Source organism: Blastomonas sp. CCH1-A6 (assembly GCF_001556365.1).
In the GTDB taxonomy this organism is placed as follows: Bacteria; Pseudomonadota; Alphaproteobacteria; order Sphingomonadales; family Sphingomonadaceae; genus Blastomonas; species Blastomonas ursincola.
The window spans coordinates 1-15,364 of the sequence record NZ_LSIS01000127.1 but is presented as its reverse complement, the minus strand read 5'-3'; the positions used below and the strand labels follow the sequence as shown (position 1 = coordinate 15,364).

Annotated in this window: 14 protein-coding genes; 9 read left to right on the top strand and 5 right to left on the bottom strand. The window is 65.4% G+C overall.

The features are described 5' to 3' along the window. From AX735_RS05070 to AX735_RS05050, 5 genes are all read right to left on the bottom strand, one after another. Positions 1-602: hypothetical protein (locus tag AX735_RS05070; RefSeq protein WP_202189502.1), on the bottom strand; the 602-nt coding region annotated here is incomplete at its 3' end. After that, positions 599-1,168 (bottom strand): aminoacyl-tRNA hydrolase, encoded by a 570-nt coding sequence (gene pth / locus AX735_RS05065; protein WP_066276646.1) that lies wholly within the window; start codon positions 1,166-1,168, stop codon positions 599-601. The genes AX735_RS05070 and pth, both read right to left, overlap by 4 nt. Positions 1,169-1,282: 114 nt before the next feature. Continuing rightward, positions 1,283-1,894: a 50S ribosomal protein L25/general stress protein Ctc gene (locus tag AX735_RS05060; RefSeq protein ID WP_066276641.1), complete on the bottom strand. Its 612-nt coding sequence runs from the start codon at positions 1,892-1,894 to the stop codon at positions 1,283-1,285. Between the two features lie 119 nt (positions 1,895-2,013). After that, positions 2,014-2,934 (bottom strand): TraB/GumN family protein, encoded by a 921-nt coding sequence (locus tag AX735_RS05055; RefSeq protein WP_066276632.1) that lies wholly within the window; start codon positions 2,932-2,934, stop codon positions 2,014-2,016. A gap of 38 nt (positions 2,935-2,972) precedes the next feature. Continuing rightward, complete coding sequence (locus AX735_RS05050) at positions 2,973-5,309, bottom strand: patatin-like protein (protein ID WP_066276630.1); 2,337 nt, start codon at positions 5,307-5,309, stop codon at positions 2,973-2,975. Positions 5,310-5,439: 130 nt separating this feature from the next. Here AX735_RS05050 and radA point away from each other — a divergent pair, with 130 nt between their 5' ends. The 9 genes from radA to AX735_RS05005 all read left to right on the top strand — a co-directional run bounded on the left by radA (position 5,440) and on the right by AX735_RS05005 (position 15,151). Then, on the top strand, positions 5,440-6,819 hold the full coding sequence (gene radA / locus AX735_RS05045; protein WP_066276624.1) for a DNA repair protein RadA: 1,380 nt from the start codon (positions 5,440-5,442) through the stop codon (positions 6,817-6,819). Between the two features lie 11 nt (positions 6,820-6,830). Next, complete coding sequence (locus tag AX735_RS05040) at positions 6,831-7,334, top strand: CvpA family protein (RefSeq protein ID WP_066276610.1); 504 nt, start codon at positions 6,831-6,833, stop codon at positions 7,332-7,334. A 20-nt stretch (positions 7,335-7,354) separates the two neighbouring features. Continuing rightward, positions 7,355-7,789 carry an iron-sulfur cluster assembly scaffold protein gene (locus AX735_RS05035; RefSeq protein ID WP_137775884.1) on the top strand — a complete coding sequence of 145 codons (435 nt, stop codon included), beginning with the start codon at positions 7,355-7,357 and terminating at the stop codon, positions 7,787-7,789. 4 nt (positions 7,790-7,793) lie between these two features. After that, positions 7,794-9,584, top strand: coding sequence for a monovalent cation:proton antiporter-2 (CPA2) family protein (locus AX735_RS05030; protein ID WP_066276600.1), 1,791 nt, complete (start codon positions 7,794-7,796; stop codon positions 9,582-9,584). A 74-nt stretch (positions 9,585-9,658) separates the two neighbouring features. Next, entirely contained in the window at positions 9,659-9,937 is a 279-nt protein-coding gene (locus AX735_RS05025; protein WP_066276598.1) for a hypothetical protein, read from the top strand. 122 nt (positions 9,938-10,059) lie between these two features. Then, positions 10,060-12,783 (top strand): preprotein translocase subunit SecA, encoded by a 2,724-nt coding sequence (gene secA, locus AX735_RS05020; protein ID WP_066276595.1) that lies wholly within the window; start codon positions 10,060-10,062, stop codon positions 12,781-12,783. A 6-nt stretch (positions 12,784-12,789) separates the two neighbouring features. After that, positions 12,790-13,542, top strand: coding sequence for a sulfite exporter TauE/SafE family protein (locus AX735_RS05015; protein ID WP_066276594.1), 753 nt, complete (start codon positions 12,790-12,792; stop codon positions 13,540-13,542). A gap of 77 nt (positions 13,543-13,619) precedes the next feature. Beyond that, positions 13,620-13,895, top strand: a complete 276-nt coding sequence (locus AX735_RS05010; RefSeq protein ID WP_137775886.1) for a hypothetical protein — start codon at positions 13,620-13,622, stop codon at positions 13,893-13,895. A gap of 236 nt (positions 13,896-14,131) precedes the next feature. Continuing rightward, positions 14,132-15,151, top strand: a complete 1,020-nt coding sequence (locus AX735_RS05005) for an FkbM family methyltransferase (protein ID WP_066276579.1) — start codon at positions 14,132-14,134, stop codon at positions 15,149-15,151. The last annotated feature ends 213 nt before the right edge of the window (positions 15,152-15,364 follow it).

The window sequence follows — 15,364 nt, the reverse complement described above, 5'->3', positions numbered from 1 at the left end:
GACGCATGCGCGAGCTGAATGATCTGCTCGACCTCCGCCACCGGTTGCAGCGGATCGGCGCGGAGCAGCGACAATGCGGCGATTCCGAACAGGCAGAGCGCCGTGACCAAAGCGGAGATGCGCTTGTCGGTGACCAGGATGGCAAAACCAGCGAGCGCCAGCGCGAACGCCTGCGACGCATCGGGCTGCAGCGCGAGGATCGCGGCGAGCAGCGTGGCGATCATCGGCACTAGCCGGTGCTGCGCGCCCAGCCGCGCCATCGCGACCAGCGCGGCCGGCAGGGTCAGCGCGGCGATATTGACGAACAGTGGCCCAGCGGCGAGCCAGCGGTGCACGCCCTGCTGATCGGGCCCCACCAATGTCGCCGCGACCAGCGCCAGTGCGCCGAGCGCAATGCCGATCCAGACCCTGGGCGAGGGCGCGGCCCGCGCGATCGCGAAGGCTGCGCCGCCGCCGACGATCCAAGCGACGACATTGGGAATCCAGCGCATCTGCGGCGTGCCGCTCAGCACCATCGCCGCGATGCCGCAGCCGGTCGCGATCAGCGACAGCAGCGCGAACATTGCGAGCAGCCGGGCATCGCTGCGAGCTGCAAGGCTCATCCCTGCTGCCTCATCGCGACATCGTTCATGAAGCGCACATCGTCGTCCTGCGTCAGCCAGCCGGCTTCCGCGCCGATCGCGCCGAGCATGTCGGTCAGGTCGTCGAGTTCGGTCTTGGCGAAATTGCCGAGCACATGGCCCGTTACCCGGTCCTTGTTGCCGGGATGGCCGATGCCGATCCGCACGCGGCGGAATTCGGGTCCGATATGCTGGTCGGCCGAGCGCAGGCCGTTATGCCCGGCGGTGCCGCCGCCGCGCTTCACCTTGACCTTGAACGGGGCAAGGTCGAGCTCATCGTGAAAGATGGTGACGTCCTCAGGCCCCAGCTTGAAGAAGCGCATCGCCTCGCCGATCGACTGGCCGGACTTGTTCATGAAGGTGGCGGGTTTCAGGAGCAGCAGCTTCTGATGGCCCAGACGGCCTTCCTGCGCCCAGCCCTGGAAGCGGCGCTTGGGCGGCTCGAAACCGTGCATGTCGGCGATGATGTCGATCGCCATGAACCCGACATTGTGCCGGTGCAGGGCGTATTCGGGGCCGGGATTGCCCAGGCCAACCCAGATTTGCATGGAACCTCTCCCTTTGGTTCAGGGAGGGGCGGGGAGAGGGGCGATGCGCCAGCCTCTCGACATTCCCCTCTCCCAACCCTCTCCCCCAAAGGGGGAGAGGGCGAGAAAGATGGATTACTCGCCAGCCGGCGTTTCGTTGTCGCCTTCGCTCGACTTCAGCGCCGAGGGAGCAACGATCGTGGCGATGGTGAAATCGCGGTCCGTGATCGCCGAGGTCGCGCCCTTGGGCAGCTTGACCGCGGAGATGTGGATCGAATCGCCGACATCGGTGCCGGTGACGTCGATTTCGATCTCGTCGGGAATGTTGGTCGCGTCGCAGACCAGTTCCAGCTCGTGACGCACTACATTGAGCACGCCGCCGCGCTTCAAGCCGGGCGACGCGTCTTCGTTGACGAACACGACGGGCACGGCGACTTCAACGGTCGCGCCCTTGGCGATACGCAGGAAATCGACATGGATCGCGCGGTCGCTGACCGGGTGGAACGCCACGTCCTTGGGCAGGGTGACGATCGTCTTGCCATCGACTTCGATCTCGACGATCGAGTTCATGAAATGGCCGGTGCCGAGCAGCTTGTTCAGCGCGCGTTCTTCGACATGGATCGTTTCCGGATCCTTCTTGTCGCCGTAAATGACGGCGGGTACACGGCCTTCGCGGCGGAGTGCACGGGAGGCTCCCTTGCCTGCCCGATCACGCAGCTGGGCCGACAGGGTAAGCGTATCGCTCATGGTCTGTCTCCAGATTACAGATGGTCAAAATATCCCCGGCCACGCCTCCAGGGATGACCATGGCGGCGGGGAAGCGGTGCGCATAGTCGCGACTCTCGCGAAAAGCAAGTGTTTCGGGCCTATTGGAGGCGGGTGACCTTGTAGCCCTTCGCCTCGAGCAGCGCCTGCACGCTGTCGCTTCCTGCCAGATGCGCCGCTCCGACCGCGACGAAGGGCTTGGCACCCAGGCTCAGCAGGTCCTCGATCTGCGCGGCCCAGTCGCGGTTGCGTCGGACCAGGATGCGTTCGCGGATCTGCGGGCGTTCGAGCAGGCCGCGATTTGCGGCCTCGGCGAGCTTTTCGGGCTCGCCCTTGAGCCACGAGGTCACCATGTCGCGATAGGCTTTCGGCGCATTGTCGGCATCGGCGATCACGCTTTCGAGCATCGCGCGCTGGTCGGCCTCGTCCAGCTGGTCGAAATAGGTGAACTGGCGCGCCGGCGTCTCGAGCCCGATCACCGGCTTGTCGCGACGCCTATAGCGCGCGGCGAGCACGCGTTCGACGCCTTCTTCGCGCACCATCGCCAGATTGGCGGTAGCGGCACCCGCGAGCGAGATCGCTGCGGCCCAGCTTTCGAGCGTCTCAAAGCGCGAGGGTGAGAGGCGGCTAGCGGCACGCAGCGCCTCGCCCTTGTCGCGCAGCGCGGGCGGCAGACGCTCGGCAAGCGGTGGCTGGCCGGGGCTGTTGCCCAGTTCCTGGAAGGTCTTCGTGATTTCGGCAGAATCCTCCAGCCCTACGACCTCAAGCACCAGCCGGTCGGATTCGTTCATCGCTTTCTTCATCTTCGGGCTGATCCATTTGAGATCTGCGGGCAGCGCGTGGATGCCGCCGAACAGCCAGGCTTCGCCGCCATTCGGCCCCTGGACATGCCAGAGCGCGGGCGTGCCTTTCTTCGGGCCGTCCCAGGCGGCCATCCCCATGTCGAGAAACGGAAAGCCGCTGCATGCCTGGATCAGCAGGAGCAGCGGCAGCATCAGCCAGCGGGCGATCGTGGAATTCATGGCGACCAAGCTAGGGACGCCGCGCGGCAATGGAAAGCCTAGCCGCTGAATGCCGCCTCGATTTCGCGGCGGATGCCAGGGACGAGATCGGGATCGGTGGTCAGCACCGCCTCTTCCTCGTCGCAGATCGCCAGGAACGCGCGGCGCTTGAAATCGGCGAGCAGGTGCGGCGGAAACAGGCTGCCATCGGGCATGGCCGAGGCGATGATGTCGATCAACCGCTCGGCCCCGTGCAGGCGTCCCCAGAGATAGTCGTTCTCGCGATAGGCGCGGCTGAAGAACGCGCCGAAGCTGTTGAACTCGATCCCCTTGAGCATCGCCGTCGCGCCGCCCTGGCGCAGCGATTGGCAATCGTCCGGCGAGATGCGGTCGACCTTGATCGGGTCATATTCGTTCTGCCCCTCGCCCTGGAGCAGCGGCAAAGTGGCGATATCGTAGAACGGGAAACCGAGATAGGCGAGCAGCAGCGAACGGCGGCTTTCGCGCGGCAGCAGCGCGAGGGCGCCTGCAAGCTGCTCGTCGACTATACCGTCCGCGCTGCGCAGGTCGCGGCGCGCAGCGAGCTCGGCGATCGCCATGGCGGGGTCGTCGATCGCGCCTGCGGCAATATCGGCAAATCCCTGACCGAGATGGTCGGTCGTCTCCCGGTCGAGATAGTGCGAAAGGCAGGCGTAGAGCGTTTCGTGCATCGCGACCACCGCTTCGGGCGGTGTGCGGCCCGATTGCGCGATATCCTCGCCCAGCCGCCGCGCCAGGAAGCGCAGGCGGCGGATGCGGAAGCCCAGATCCTGGGTGCGAAAGAACAGGATCGCCTCGTCGCTCGCCCCGCCGCCCTTGCCCGAGAGCCGGTCCATGCCGCTGCGGTGCAGTTCGGCGCGGATCGCCTCGCGCAGCCGTTCCGGATAGAGCGCCTTGGGGCCGCGATGCGCGCGGCGGAGCGTGTCGACCATGTCCTCGACGATCGTCGCGAGCTTGAGCTGCGCATAGGAGGCATAGGCAAAGCCCGCCATATGCGCGGCGCGGTCCTGCGCCTTGTTGCGCCATTTGGTCAGCCGCTGCGGGGTCGGGCTATCGAGGAACAGGGTGTAGCCGAACAGCTTGCTCACCGTTTCCTCGACTTCGGCGCGCAGCGCATCGGTGATCGCGCGCATCTGGCGGACGCGCGAGGAGCGGCGCTCGATGCCTTCCAGATTGTCGCGGATCGGCTGTTCGCGCGGAATGTCCGAGATCGCGCCGAAAATGGTCGAGAAGAAGCCGGGCAGTCGCTGGCCCATGGCATCGCGTTCGCGCGACTGGTCCATGCCGCCCGCCAGATCGGGCTTGGGATCGATATAGACGAAGCGCCGGTCGATCTCGCGATGCGCGGGCCGGTCGCGCAATGCGTCGATCGCCTGGGCAAAGGGCGCGTTGGCGAGTACCGATCCGTCGATCAGCACCGCGCTTTCCGCCTCGCCTGCGGCATATTGCTGCGGAAAGACGCGCGCCAGAAAGGCCTCGCGCCCAGGCCAGTGCTTCTCCCGCCGCGCCAGCATCCGGTCCATCTCGGCGACGTTGAACGGCGGGAAGGCGCCGGGAAAGCTCGCGGTCGCGCGCGCGGCGAAGACCAGTTCGGCCGGATCGGCGAGCGAATCGTCGCGGCCACGCAGATAGCGAAAGCCGATGGAAAGCCGGTGCTCGGTCTCGACCACCTCGGCCGGGCTGTTGAGCCGCAGCCGCTCGAGATGCCCGCGAAAATCGGTGACGGTGACGAACAGGTCGAGCGGCTGGCCGAGCGGCAGCAGGCGCGGTCCGGCGGGCGTGGCTGCCATCGCCTCCATCGCCTCGTACAAGAGCGCGGAAAAGCCGGTGCCGCTGAACGGCGGGGCAAACCAGCGCGCGCGCACCAGGCGCGAGAGCTTGGTGCGCACCTCGGCGCGCGCCTCGGGCGCGACGCTGCGGTCGAGCGCGCCGCCGGGCCGCCGCAGCAGCAGCCAGACCAGCGGCTGCGCCCAGAATTTGGTGAAGCGCGAAAAGGGCCGCGCATCGGGATCGAGCAGACGGTCGATATCCGCGCATTCGAGCCACATCCGGGTGAGCGGTTCGAGCGACTGGCCGCTGGTCAGCGCTTGCGCCAGGAACACGCCGTTGATGCCGCCTGCGCTCGCGCCCGCAATGATGTCGGGCAGCAGCCGCAGCTTCACCTGGCTCTGCGCTGCAAAGGCCTCGAACAGTTCGCGATAGATGGCCTGGCTGCCGCTGGCGGGGGGATCGCCCGCGTGGAAATTGCGGCTGGCTCGGGTGGCGCGCCAGATTTCCTTGGTGATGCCGTGCATGTAGACCGCGAGGCTGATGCCGCCATAGCAGACCAGGGCAATGCGAAGTTCCTTCTGGCGCATGGCGGCGGCGCGGACCCTTTGTTGTTGCAGGCTTGTAAGGTCAGTTCGCTGCAACGCTATCCATGTTACGCGCGAAGGCAAGCGCAAAGCGGCAATTGCGTTCCAGTTTTGTTCGGGCTATGCCGCCGCCATGGCCAAGCCGCGCAAAACCTATGTCTGCCAGGCCTGTGGCAGCGTCTCCAACCGCTGGCAGGGCCAGTGCGCCGATTGCGGCGAGTGGAACACGCTTACCGAACAGGCCGCGCCCACCGCTTTCTCTGCCCGGCACGACCTGCAGACCGGCGGGCAGCGCATCCAGCTCGCGCGGCTGGATGCTGCGGTCGAGCTGCCGCCGCGCATCACGACCGGCATTGCCGAGTTCGACCGCGCGCTGGGCGGCGGGCTGGTCGCGGGATCGGCGACGCTGATGGGCGGCGATCCGGGCATCGGCAAGTCGACCCTGCTGCTCCAGGCCTCGGCCAACATGGCGCGCGCAGGCCATGCCATCGTCTATATCAGCGGCGAGGAGGCGGCCGATCAGGTGCGGCTGCGCGCGCTGCGCCTGGGGTTGGCCGACGCGCCGATCGATCTCGCCTCGGCAACATCGGTGCGCGACATCCTGACCACGCTGCGCAGCATGGAATCGCCGGTGATGCTGGTGATCGATTCGATCCAGACGATGCACAGCGACCTGATCGAGGGCGCGCCGGGCACGGTCAGCCAGGTGCGCGCCTCGGCGCAGGAGCTGATCCGTTATGCCAAGGAAAGCGGCTGCGCGGTGATCCTGGTCGGGCATGTCACCAAGGACGGCACGATCGCGGGCCCCCGCGTGCTCGAGCATATGGTCGACACGGTGATGAGCTTCGAGGGCGAGCGCAGCCACCAGTATCGCATCCTGCGTTCGATCAAGAACCGCTTTGGCGCGACCGACGAGATCGGCGTGTTCGCGATGGAAGAGGCGGGGCTGTCCGAGGTGGGCAACCCGTCGAGCCTGTTCCTGAGCGATCGCGACGCGCAGATGCCGGGCACCTCGGTCTTCCCCGCGCTGGAGGGCACGCGGCCGGTGCTGGTCGAGATCCAGGCACTGACCGTGCGGCTGTCGAGCGGGGCGACGCCGCGCCGCGCGGTGGTCGGCTGGGATTCGGGACGGCTGGCGATGGTGCTCGCGGTGCTCGAGGCGCGCTGCGGGCTGAGCTTCTCGACCGCGGAGGTCTATCTCAACGTCGCGGGCGGCTATCGCCTGTCCGATCCGGCGGCGGACATGGCGGTGGCCGCGGCGCTGGTCTCGGCGCTGTCGGAACGGCCGCTGGGCTCGGGCACGATCGTGTTCGGCGAACTCGCGCTGTCGGGCGAGCTGCGTCCGGTCGCGCATGCGGGGCTGCGGCTGCGCGAGGCGGCGAAGCTCGGTTTCGAAAAGGCGCTGGTGCCCGCGAGCGTGACGGCGAAGGCCTCGGGCGATACCGGCGGAATGCGGCTGTCTTCCTACGCCCGGCTGGCAAATCTCGTTGACCAACTGCTGGGCCGCAACTAGCGGTTCGCTCCATGACCGCATTCGATGTCCTTGTCCTCACGCTGCTTGCGGGCGGCGCGATTCTGGGTTTCCTCAACGGCTTCGTCTATGCTGCGATCTCGCTGATCGCCTGGGTGGCGGGCATCTTCGCGCTGCGGCTGTTCCACGCGCCGGTGACAGCGCTGCTCAAGGAGCCGGTGGGCAATGACGCGGGCGCGGCGGCGTTGGCGCTGGTAGGCATCTATCTCAGCGTCTATCTGATCGGAAAGCTCATCGCGACCACGCTGCGCAGCCGGACGCGCAAGTCGGTGCTCGGCCCGATCGACCGCGTGCTCGGTTTCGGCTTCGGCGCGGTCAAGGGGCTGATCCTGGCGACCCTGACCTATCTGCTCGTCACCATGCTGCACGGCATCGTCTGGCCGAACGAGGGCCAGCCCGAATGGATCACCGACAGCCGCACCTATCCGCTGCTCAACGCCAGCGGCACCGCACTGGTCGACCTCTACGACTATCAGCAGACGCTCGGCGATGAGTGAGCCGGGCCGCCGGGGGCGTCATGGCTGAGGTGCTGTACACCCCCGCCATCCTTGCGCTCGCGGTGTCGCTCGCCGATCATCCGCTGACCGACGATCTGCCGTACTGCGTCGAACTGCGCTCGCAAAGCTGCGGATCGGTGGTGAAGGTGGGGCTGGCGCTTGATGGGGACCGGCGGGTCGAGCGCTTCGGCGTGCAGGCGACCGCCTGCGCGCTCGGCCAGGCCTCGACCGCAATCCTCGCAGGCCATGTGGCCGGGCAGGGCGGGGAGGCGCTGGTGTCGGCGCGCGACGATCTTGCCGCGTTTCTGGCGGGGGAGCGCCCTGATCCGGGCCAATGGCCGGGGATCGAGCATCTCGCCAGCGCCTTGCCCTATCCGGCGCGGCACGGTTCGATTATGCTGCCCTGGCGCGCGACGGTCGCCGCGCTCGACCTTTCGGCCCGAACGGACACCTGAACGCATGGAACATGGCGGCGATATCTTCCTCTCGGGCACGGTGCTGCTCGCCGCAGCGCTCGCCTTCGTGCTGCTGTTCCGCAGGCTGGGCCTTGGCGCGGTGCTCGGCTATCTGGTCGGCGGCATCATCATCGGGCCGCAGGTGCTCGGGCTGGTCGCCGATCCCGAACTGATCGTCGGTTTCGCCGAGATCGGCATCGTGCTGCTGCTGTTCCTGGTCGGGCTCGAACTCGCCCCGGCGCGGCTGTGGCAGTTGAAGCGCGATATTTTCGGGCTTGGCATGAGCCAGGTGGTGGTGTGCGGGCTGGTGCTCGCCGGGTTCGTGTTCCTCGTCACGGGTTCGACCTGGGGTGCGGCGCTCGGCCTCGGCCTGCCGCTCGCCTTGTCTTCGACCGCGCAGGTGCTGCCGCTGCTGCAATCGCAGGGACGCCTGAACACCCCCACCGGCGAGCGCGCCTTCTCGATCCTGCTGTTCCAGGACCTGTCGATCGTCCCGCTGCTGACGATCATCGCTGCGCTGTCGCGTGCGCCGCAGACCGGACCGCAGACCCCGGGCTGGCTGCTCGCGCTCTATGCCGTCGCGGCGATCGGCGGGCTGGTGATCGCCGGGCGCTATGGCCTGGCGCCGCTGCTCAAGCTGATCGGCAAGGTGGCGGAGCGCGAGCTGTTCATCGTCGCCGGATTGTTCGCGGTGTTCGGCAGCGCGGCGCTGATGAATGCCATCGGCCTGTCGGCGGCGCTGGGCGCGTTCATCGCGGGCGTGATGCTGGCCGACTCGCCTTTCCGGCACGAGCTCGAGGCCGATATCGACCCGTTCCGTTCGATCCTGCTCGGACTGTTCTTCCTCGGCGTCGGCATGATGCTCGATATCGGCGTGATCATGGCCGACCCGCTGTTCGTGATCGCGATGGCGCTGGCGCTGGTAGCGATCAAGGTCGCGATCATCTTCGGCATCGCCAAGGCGTTCGGCATGGAGAACCGTGCCGCCTTCGTGCTCGGCCTGCTGCTCAGCCAGGGCGGCGAATTCGCCTTCGTGCTGTTCGCCGAGGCACAGGCGGCGCTGCTGATCGAACCTGCCGCCGCCAGCCGCTTCGGCGCGATCGTCACCCTGTCGATGGCGACCACGCCGTTCCTGATGCTGACGACGCGGCTGTTCGGCGGGGTGCGCGGATCGGGCACCGAGGACATGGTCGACCCCGAACAGGCGCGCCAGTCGAACGCGATCGTCATCGGCCATGGCCGGTTCGGCCAGGCGGTGGCGCAGATCTTCGCCGGGGCGAGCATTTCCGTCACGCTGATCGACATCAATCCCGACCAGATCCGCCTCAGCGGCGAATTCGGCCGCAAGGTCTTTTATGGCGATGGCACGCGCATCGACCTGCTGCGCCGGGCAGGGGCAGAAGGCGCGGGCGCGCTGCTGTTCTGCATGGACGACAAGAATTTCGGGCCAGACCAGATCGCGCCGATCGCGCATGCCTTTCCCGACGCCAAGATCTTCGTGCGCGCCAATGACCGGCGCCAGCTGCTCGCGCTCAAGCACGCGCCGATCGCGGCAGCGCAGCGCGAGCTGTTCGAATCCTCGGTCAAGCTCGCGCATACCGCGCTGCTGCGGACCGGCATCGATCCGATCGTCGCCGATCGCGTGGTCGAGGAATTCCGCCGGAGAGACTGCGAGCGGCTGGAACTCCAGATGGAGGCCGGCAGTATGAGGGCAGGAATGCACCTGAGCTTCGGTGCGGTGGATTCGGAGGCCTTCGACCCGCAGGCGCTCGATCCGCAAGCCGAACAGGCATGACCATCCGTGCAAGGCCATGGACGAATGGCCTGCCATTGCCTATGTAACCGCCTTAACAGGATGACGTGCTCCCAGTGAAACTGCTTCTCGCCCTGCTTGCGCTGCTGACCGGATTTTCGGTGAGCGATGGCGTGCGCCTGGCCGATCCGGCCATGGCGGCGGGCAACAATGTCGTCCGCGACTCGCAGATCCTGGCCGAGGACCGCCAGGTCGCCATCAGTGCCGCAGTGCTGCTCGTCGTCACGCTGCTGCCGCTGGTCATCGCCTTGCGGCCGACCCAGCACCGCCTGATCGCGCGCACCATCCGCGTCGCGCCGCTTACCGTCCATCGTTCGGACCGGCTGCTCCAATAAGCTGCAATCCGGCGCGTCTTTCGATGCGTCTTCAGCCCCTGTCCTGACCGGGGCCAGCCAGACACGCGCGCCTGCGCCTGGCATTCGACCGTTTCTCCCAAGTTTTCCAAGGAATTACCGCCATGCTCGGCGCCATTGCCAAATCGCTTTTCGGCTCCGCCAACGACCGTTACGTCAAGGGCCTGCTCAAGATCGTCGACAAGATCAACGCCTTCGAGCCGCAGATCTCCCCCATGTCCGACGAGGAACTGCGCGACCAGACGCTCAAGTTCCGCGCGCGCCTCGAAGCGGGCGAGACGCTCGACGACATTCTGCCCGAAGCCTTTGCCACCGTCCGCGAAGCCTCGATCCGCACGCTTGGGATGCGCCATTTCGATGTGCAGATGGTCGGTGGTATCGTGCTGCATCGCGGCGAGATCGCCGAAATGCGCACCGGCGAGGGCAAGACGCTGGTGGCGACGCTCGCTTGCTATCTCAACGCGATCGAGCGCAAGGGCGTGCACGTCGTCACCGTGAACGACTATCTCGCCGCGCGCGACGCCGAATGGATGGGCCAGGTCTATCGTTTCCTGGGCCTCACCACCGGCGTGATCGTGCCGAACCTCAACGAGACGCAGCGGCGCGAGGCCTATGCCGCCGACATCACCTATGCGACCAATAACGAGCTCGGATTCGATTACCTCCGCGACAACATGAAGCACGAGCGCAGCCAGATGGTGCAGCGCCCGTACAATTTCGCGGTCGTCGACGAGGTTGACTCGATCCTGATCGACGAGGCGCGCACCCCGCTGATCATCTCCGGCCCGACCGACGACAAGTCCGAAATGTACATCGCGGTCAACGCGATCGTGCTCAAGCTCGACGAGGCGGATTACGAGAAGGACGAGAAGTCGCGCTCGGTGATCCTGACCGAGGACGGCACCGAGAAGGCCGAGCGGCTGCTCGAGGAAGCCGGCCTGCTCACCGGCAGCAACCTCTATGATGTCGAGAACACACAGATCGTCCATCACCTTGATCAGGCGCTCAAGGCGAATGTGATGTTCAAGCGCGACATCGACTATATCGTCAAGGATGACCAGATCGTCATCATCGACGAGTTTACCGGGCGCATGATGGACGGTCGCCGCTGGTCGAACGGCCTGCACCAGGCGGTCGAGGCCAAGGAAGGCGTGCAGATCAAGCCCGAGAACCAGACGCTCGCCTCGATCACTTTCCAGAACTATTTCCGCATGTACCCCAAGCTGTCGGGCATGACCGGCACCGCGGCGACCGAAGCGGCCGAATTCTTCGACATCTACAAGATGAACGTGGTCACCATCCCGACCAACAACCCGATCCGCCGCATCGACGAGGAGGACGAGTTCTACAAGAACACGACCGACAAGTTCCAGGCGATTGCCAAGGCGATCCGCGAGAAATACGAGACCGGCCAGCCGGTTCTGGTCGGCACCGTCTCGATCGAGAAGTCGGAAATGCTCTCCGAGTTCCTGCACAAGGAAGGCGTGAAGCACAGCGTGCTCAACGCGCGCTTCCACGAGCAGGAAGCGCATATCGTGGCGCAGGCGGGCCGTCTGGGCGCGGTGACCATCGCCACCAACATGGCGGGCCGCGGCACAGACATCCAGCTGGGCGGCAATGTCGAGTTCCGCATCGACGACGAGCTTCGCGACATGCCCGAGGGCCCCGAGCGCGATGCCGCGATCGAGCGGATCAAGGCCGAGGTCGCCGCCGAGAAGCAGCAGGTGCTCGATGCTGGCGGCCTGTTCGTGCTCGGCACCGAGCGGCACGAGAGCCGCCGCATCGACAACCAGCTGCGCGGCCGTTCGGGCCGTCAGGGCGACCCCGGCCTGTCGCGCTTCTATCTCTGCCTCGAGGACGATCTGCTGCGCATCTTCGGGCCCGACACCTTGTTCTCGCGCATGATGAAGAACAACCTGGCCGATGGCGAGGCGATCGGCTCCAAATGGCTGTCCAAGGCGATCGAGACCGCGCAGAAGAAGGTCGAGGCGCGCAACTACGACATTCGCAAGCAGGTCGTCGAATATGACGACGTGATGAACGACCAGCGCAAGGTGATCTACGAGCAGCGTTCGGAGATCATGGATGCCGAGGCGGTCGACGATGTCGTCGCCGACATGCGCGCGGACACGGTCAACGCGATCGTCGGCGAAGCCTGCCCGCCGGGCAGCTATCCCGAACAGTGGAATGTCAGCCAGTTGAAGGCGCGCGTCAGCGAGGTCTTCGGGCTCGAGCCCGATATCGATGCCTGGCTGCAGGAAGACGCGGTCGACCCCGAAATGCTCGAGGAGCGCATCCGCGAGATGGCCGAGGCCAAGGTCGAGGCCAAGGCGAGCGAGATCGAGACTGGCATGTGGCGCTCGATCGAGAAATCGGTGCTGCTGCAGAGCCTCGACCATCACTGGAAGGAGCATCTGGCGACGCTCGACGCGCTGCGTCAGGTCGTGTTCCTGCGCGCTTATGCACAGAAGACGCCGATCAACGAGTACAAGAGCGAGGCGTTCGGCCTGTTCGAGCGCATGCTCGAGGTAATCCGCGAGGACGTGACCGGTACGATCATGAACCTGGAAATCCGCGAACCGGAAGTCCCGGCGCTGCCCGAACTGCCCGATTTTCTCACCACCCATTTCGATCCGTTCACGGGCGAGGACAACAGCGCGGATATCGACGGCGGCACTCTGGGCACCGTCACCGCGACGCTGCCGCCGCGCCAGTCGCCGATGCCCGAGGCGTCAGACGACCTGTTCACCGGCGAGATCAGCCGCAACGCGCCGTGTCCGTGCGGATCGGGGCGCAAGTATAAGCACTGCCACGGCAAGGCTGCGTAACCGCCTATGTGGGGGCTGGCTGGCGGTTTCGCGCTGACGGCCCTGCTTTACGCATCCGTCGGCTTTGGCGGCGGATCGACCTATAATGCGCTGCTCGTGCTCGCCGGGACCGACTATCGGTTGCTCCCGGCGATCGCTTTGGTGTGCAACCTGATCGTCGTGACCGGAGGCACGATCCGCTTCGCGCGCGCGGGGCAGGTGCCGTGGAGGCCTCTCTGGCCGATCCTGCTGCTGTCCGCGCCCTGCGCCTGGGCGGGTGGCCGGCTGCCGGTGGACAAGCCGCTGTTCGTCGCGCTGCTCGGCTCGGCGCTGCTTGTCGCCGGGCTGCTGATGCTGTTCCAGCGCGAGCCGAAAGCGGGGCAGGGGGCGGGCCAGCGCCTCAGCTGGCTGGGCGCGCCGATCGGTATGGGCGTCGGCTTTTTCAGCGGTATTGTCGGCATCGGCGGCGGCATCTTCCTCGCCCCCGTGCTGCACCTGCTGCGCTGGGCGAGCGCCCGCCAGATCGCCGCGAGCGCCAGCGTGTTCATCCTGGTCAATTCGCTCGCCGGGCTGGCAGGGCAGCTGATGAAAGCGGACGCCGCCGCGACCCCGGCCGCGATCGCCAGCTACTGGCCGTTGTTCGTCGCAGTGCTGATCGGTGGGCAGATCGGCAGCCTGGCGGGCGTGAAGCTGCTTCCGCAAAAGCTGATCCGAATCGGTACGGCGGTGCTGATCCTCTACGTCGCAGGGCAGCTGCTGTGGCAGCGGTTCGGGGGTTGATCGCGGTCTAGCCGGGGCGCGATCGGTTAAGACGGATCCAAAAGCACCCTGTTGGCGCCAAGGCAGCCACATCCCCGTTGGACGACGGTCCGGTCACCAAGTCTGATGCAGATCGGCAACCAATGGGCGATCGGTCCGTAAAGGTGTTCAGGAGCGACAGCGCTCGCGCAAAGGATCTGTTTATCGAACCAAGACTTCTCGTGGCTTATGGCCTGATCGTCCTGATCGTCTCCGTTATCGTCGCGGCCATTTTCTATGCACGCCACACATCGTACACTCAAGTCGATCGACGTCAGCGGCGGTATCAGCTGGATCGCCAAAAGCGGCGCGAGACGGAAAAAAGAGGCGAGTAGGTTGGGTCTGCTCGGTTCGGACGAAAAATCGCAATCTTTTAAAATTGATTATGTCTAGTTATTCAAATTCTGAATAGAAACTGACGAATTATATATAGGCGAAGTGAATCATATCTTTCTCGCAGGCAAGGTATTTTTTTGACGAAATTGTTCGAGGTCTATAGTGGGGATTCTTGATAAATGATTTAAAACATAACTCCATTATCGATCTGCTGGGATCGATTATCGTGAAGAACATGCTTCGCGCCAGGTGCAATGGTGAACTTGGCGAGTTGACCAAGTCCATCAACGAGCACCGCAGCAGGCCGCTTGCCAATCCACGCAGCGATCGCGAGCGCCTCCGCGACGGCCCGCCGGAATTCAGTACTCTAGATGCGCTTCGCGTTCTGTGGCACGCAAGGTCGCACCGTGCCGATCTAGATCGGACCATGGCTCTGCTCGCCGACGAACCGTCGCGCGAGCTCCTCCGCCGCATTCTTGCCTATCGGGCACTCGGGCCCCGTTACGTCAATCTTCCGTCCGATACCGACAACCCTCTCGAATCGCAGCCGCAGGCCACCGCGTGCATGGTCGGTCCTGGCGACGACCCGGCCTTTGGCACCCAGTTGTACCGGATGGGCGACATCACCATCGAAGCGTGGCCGCTAAACATCTGGGCAGATTTTTTCGAGCAGCAATATGTCTTTGAGCGCGACGGCATTCGCATCGCCGTCGAACCGGGTGACAGTGTGCTCGATCTCGGGGCCTGTTTTGGTGACACGTCGCTGACCTTCGCCGCCGCTGCTGGCGAGACTGGCCGGGTTGATGCTTTCGAGCCGATGCCTCGGCAGGTTGAGGTCATCGAGCGCAACTTGGCCCGCAATCCTGCGCTTGCGTCGCGGGTGCACGTTCATCGCCTGGCCGTGTTTGACCGCCGCGTCGAACTGCTGTTTGCTGACGGTGGTGCGGCAGCTCATCCCTCGCACGCTGGCACGATCAAGGTTCCGACCTGCCGCCTCGATGACTGGATTAGGGAAACTGGCGTCGTCCCGACATTCATCAAGATGGACGTAGAGGGCGCCGAGAGTGCGGCTCTGCGGGGCTCTGCTGACACCATCCGGCGATATCGTCCAAAGCTTGCCATCAGCGCATATCATTCGCTCGCCGATCTGACGGGCCTTGCGCCGCTGATTGCGTCGATCCAGCCAGACTACCGTTTCTATCTCGACCATCATACGACGCACGCCGAGGAAACGGTGCTCTACGCGATCTGCTGACGGCTTTGGCCGTGCAGAGGCTTCGCGAGAAGGTGCGGCATCAGCCGGGGCAGTGAGTGGCCGGATTATGCGGGCGCTTGCATTCGGGTCTGAAAAATGATCCACCTGCATTCATCAATGCGCCCCTCATTTCTGCCCAGCGTAACAATGCAGAGGCTTAATCGATGCCAATACCGGTGCACCTGCTGATCGCAGCCGCCAAGACGCTTAGCG

Coding starts and splice junctions, on each gene's coding strand:
- pth (WP_066276646.1), bottom strand. CDS start 1,168: ATGCAAATCTGGGTTGGCCTGGGCAATCCCGGCCCCGAATACGCCCTG.
- AX735_RS05060 (WP_066276641.1), bottom strand. CDS start 1,894: ATGAGCGATACGCTTACCCTGTCGGCCCAGCTGCGTGATCGGGCAGGC.
- AX735_RS05055 (WP_066276632.1), bottom strand. CDS start 2,934: ATGAATTCCACGATCGCCCGCTGGCTGATGCTGCCGCTGCTCCTGCTG.
- AX735_RS05050 (WP_066276630.1), bottom strand. CDS start 5,309: ATGCGCCAGAAGGAACTTCGCATTGCCCTGGTCTGCTATGGCGGCATC.
- radA (WP_066276624.1), top strand. CDS start 5,440: ATGGCCAAGCCGCGCAAAACCTATGTCTGCCAGGCCTGTGGCAGCGTC.
- AX735_RS05040 (WP_066276610.1), top strand. CDS start 6,831: ATGACCGCATTCGATGTCCTTGTCCTCACGCTGCTTGCGGGCGGCGCG.
- AX735_RS05035 (WP_137775884.1), top strand. CDS start 7,355: ATGGCTGAGGTGCTGTACACCCCCGCCATCCTTGCGCTCGCGGTGTCG.
- AX735_RS05030 (WP_066276600.1), top strand. CDS start 7,794: ATGGAACATGGCGGCGATATCTTCCTCTCGGGCACGGTGCTGCTCGCC.
- secA (WP_066276595.1), top strand. CDS start 10,060: ATGCTCGGCGCCATTGCCAAATCGCTTTTCGGCTCCGCCAACGACCGT.
- AX735_RS05015 (WP_066276594.1), top strand. CDS start 12,790: ATGTGGGGGCTGGCTGGCGGTTTCGCGCTGACGGCCCTGCTTTACGCA.
- AX735_RS05005 (WP_066276579.1), top strand. CDS start 14,132: ATGCTTCGCGCCAGGTGCAATGGTGAACTTGGCGAGTTGACCAAGTCC.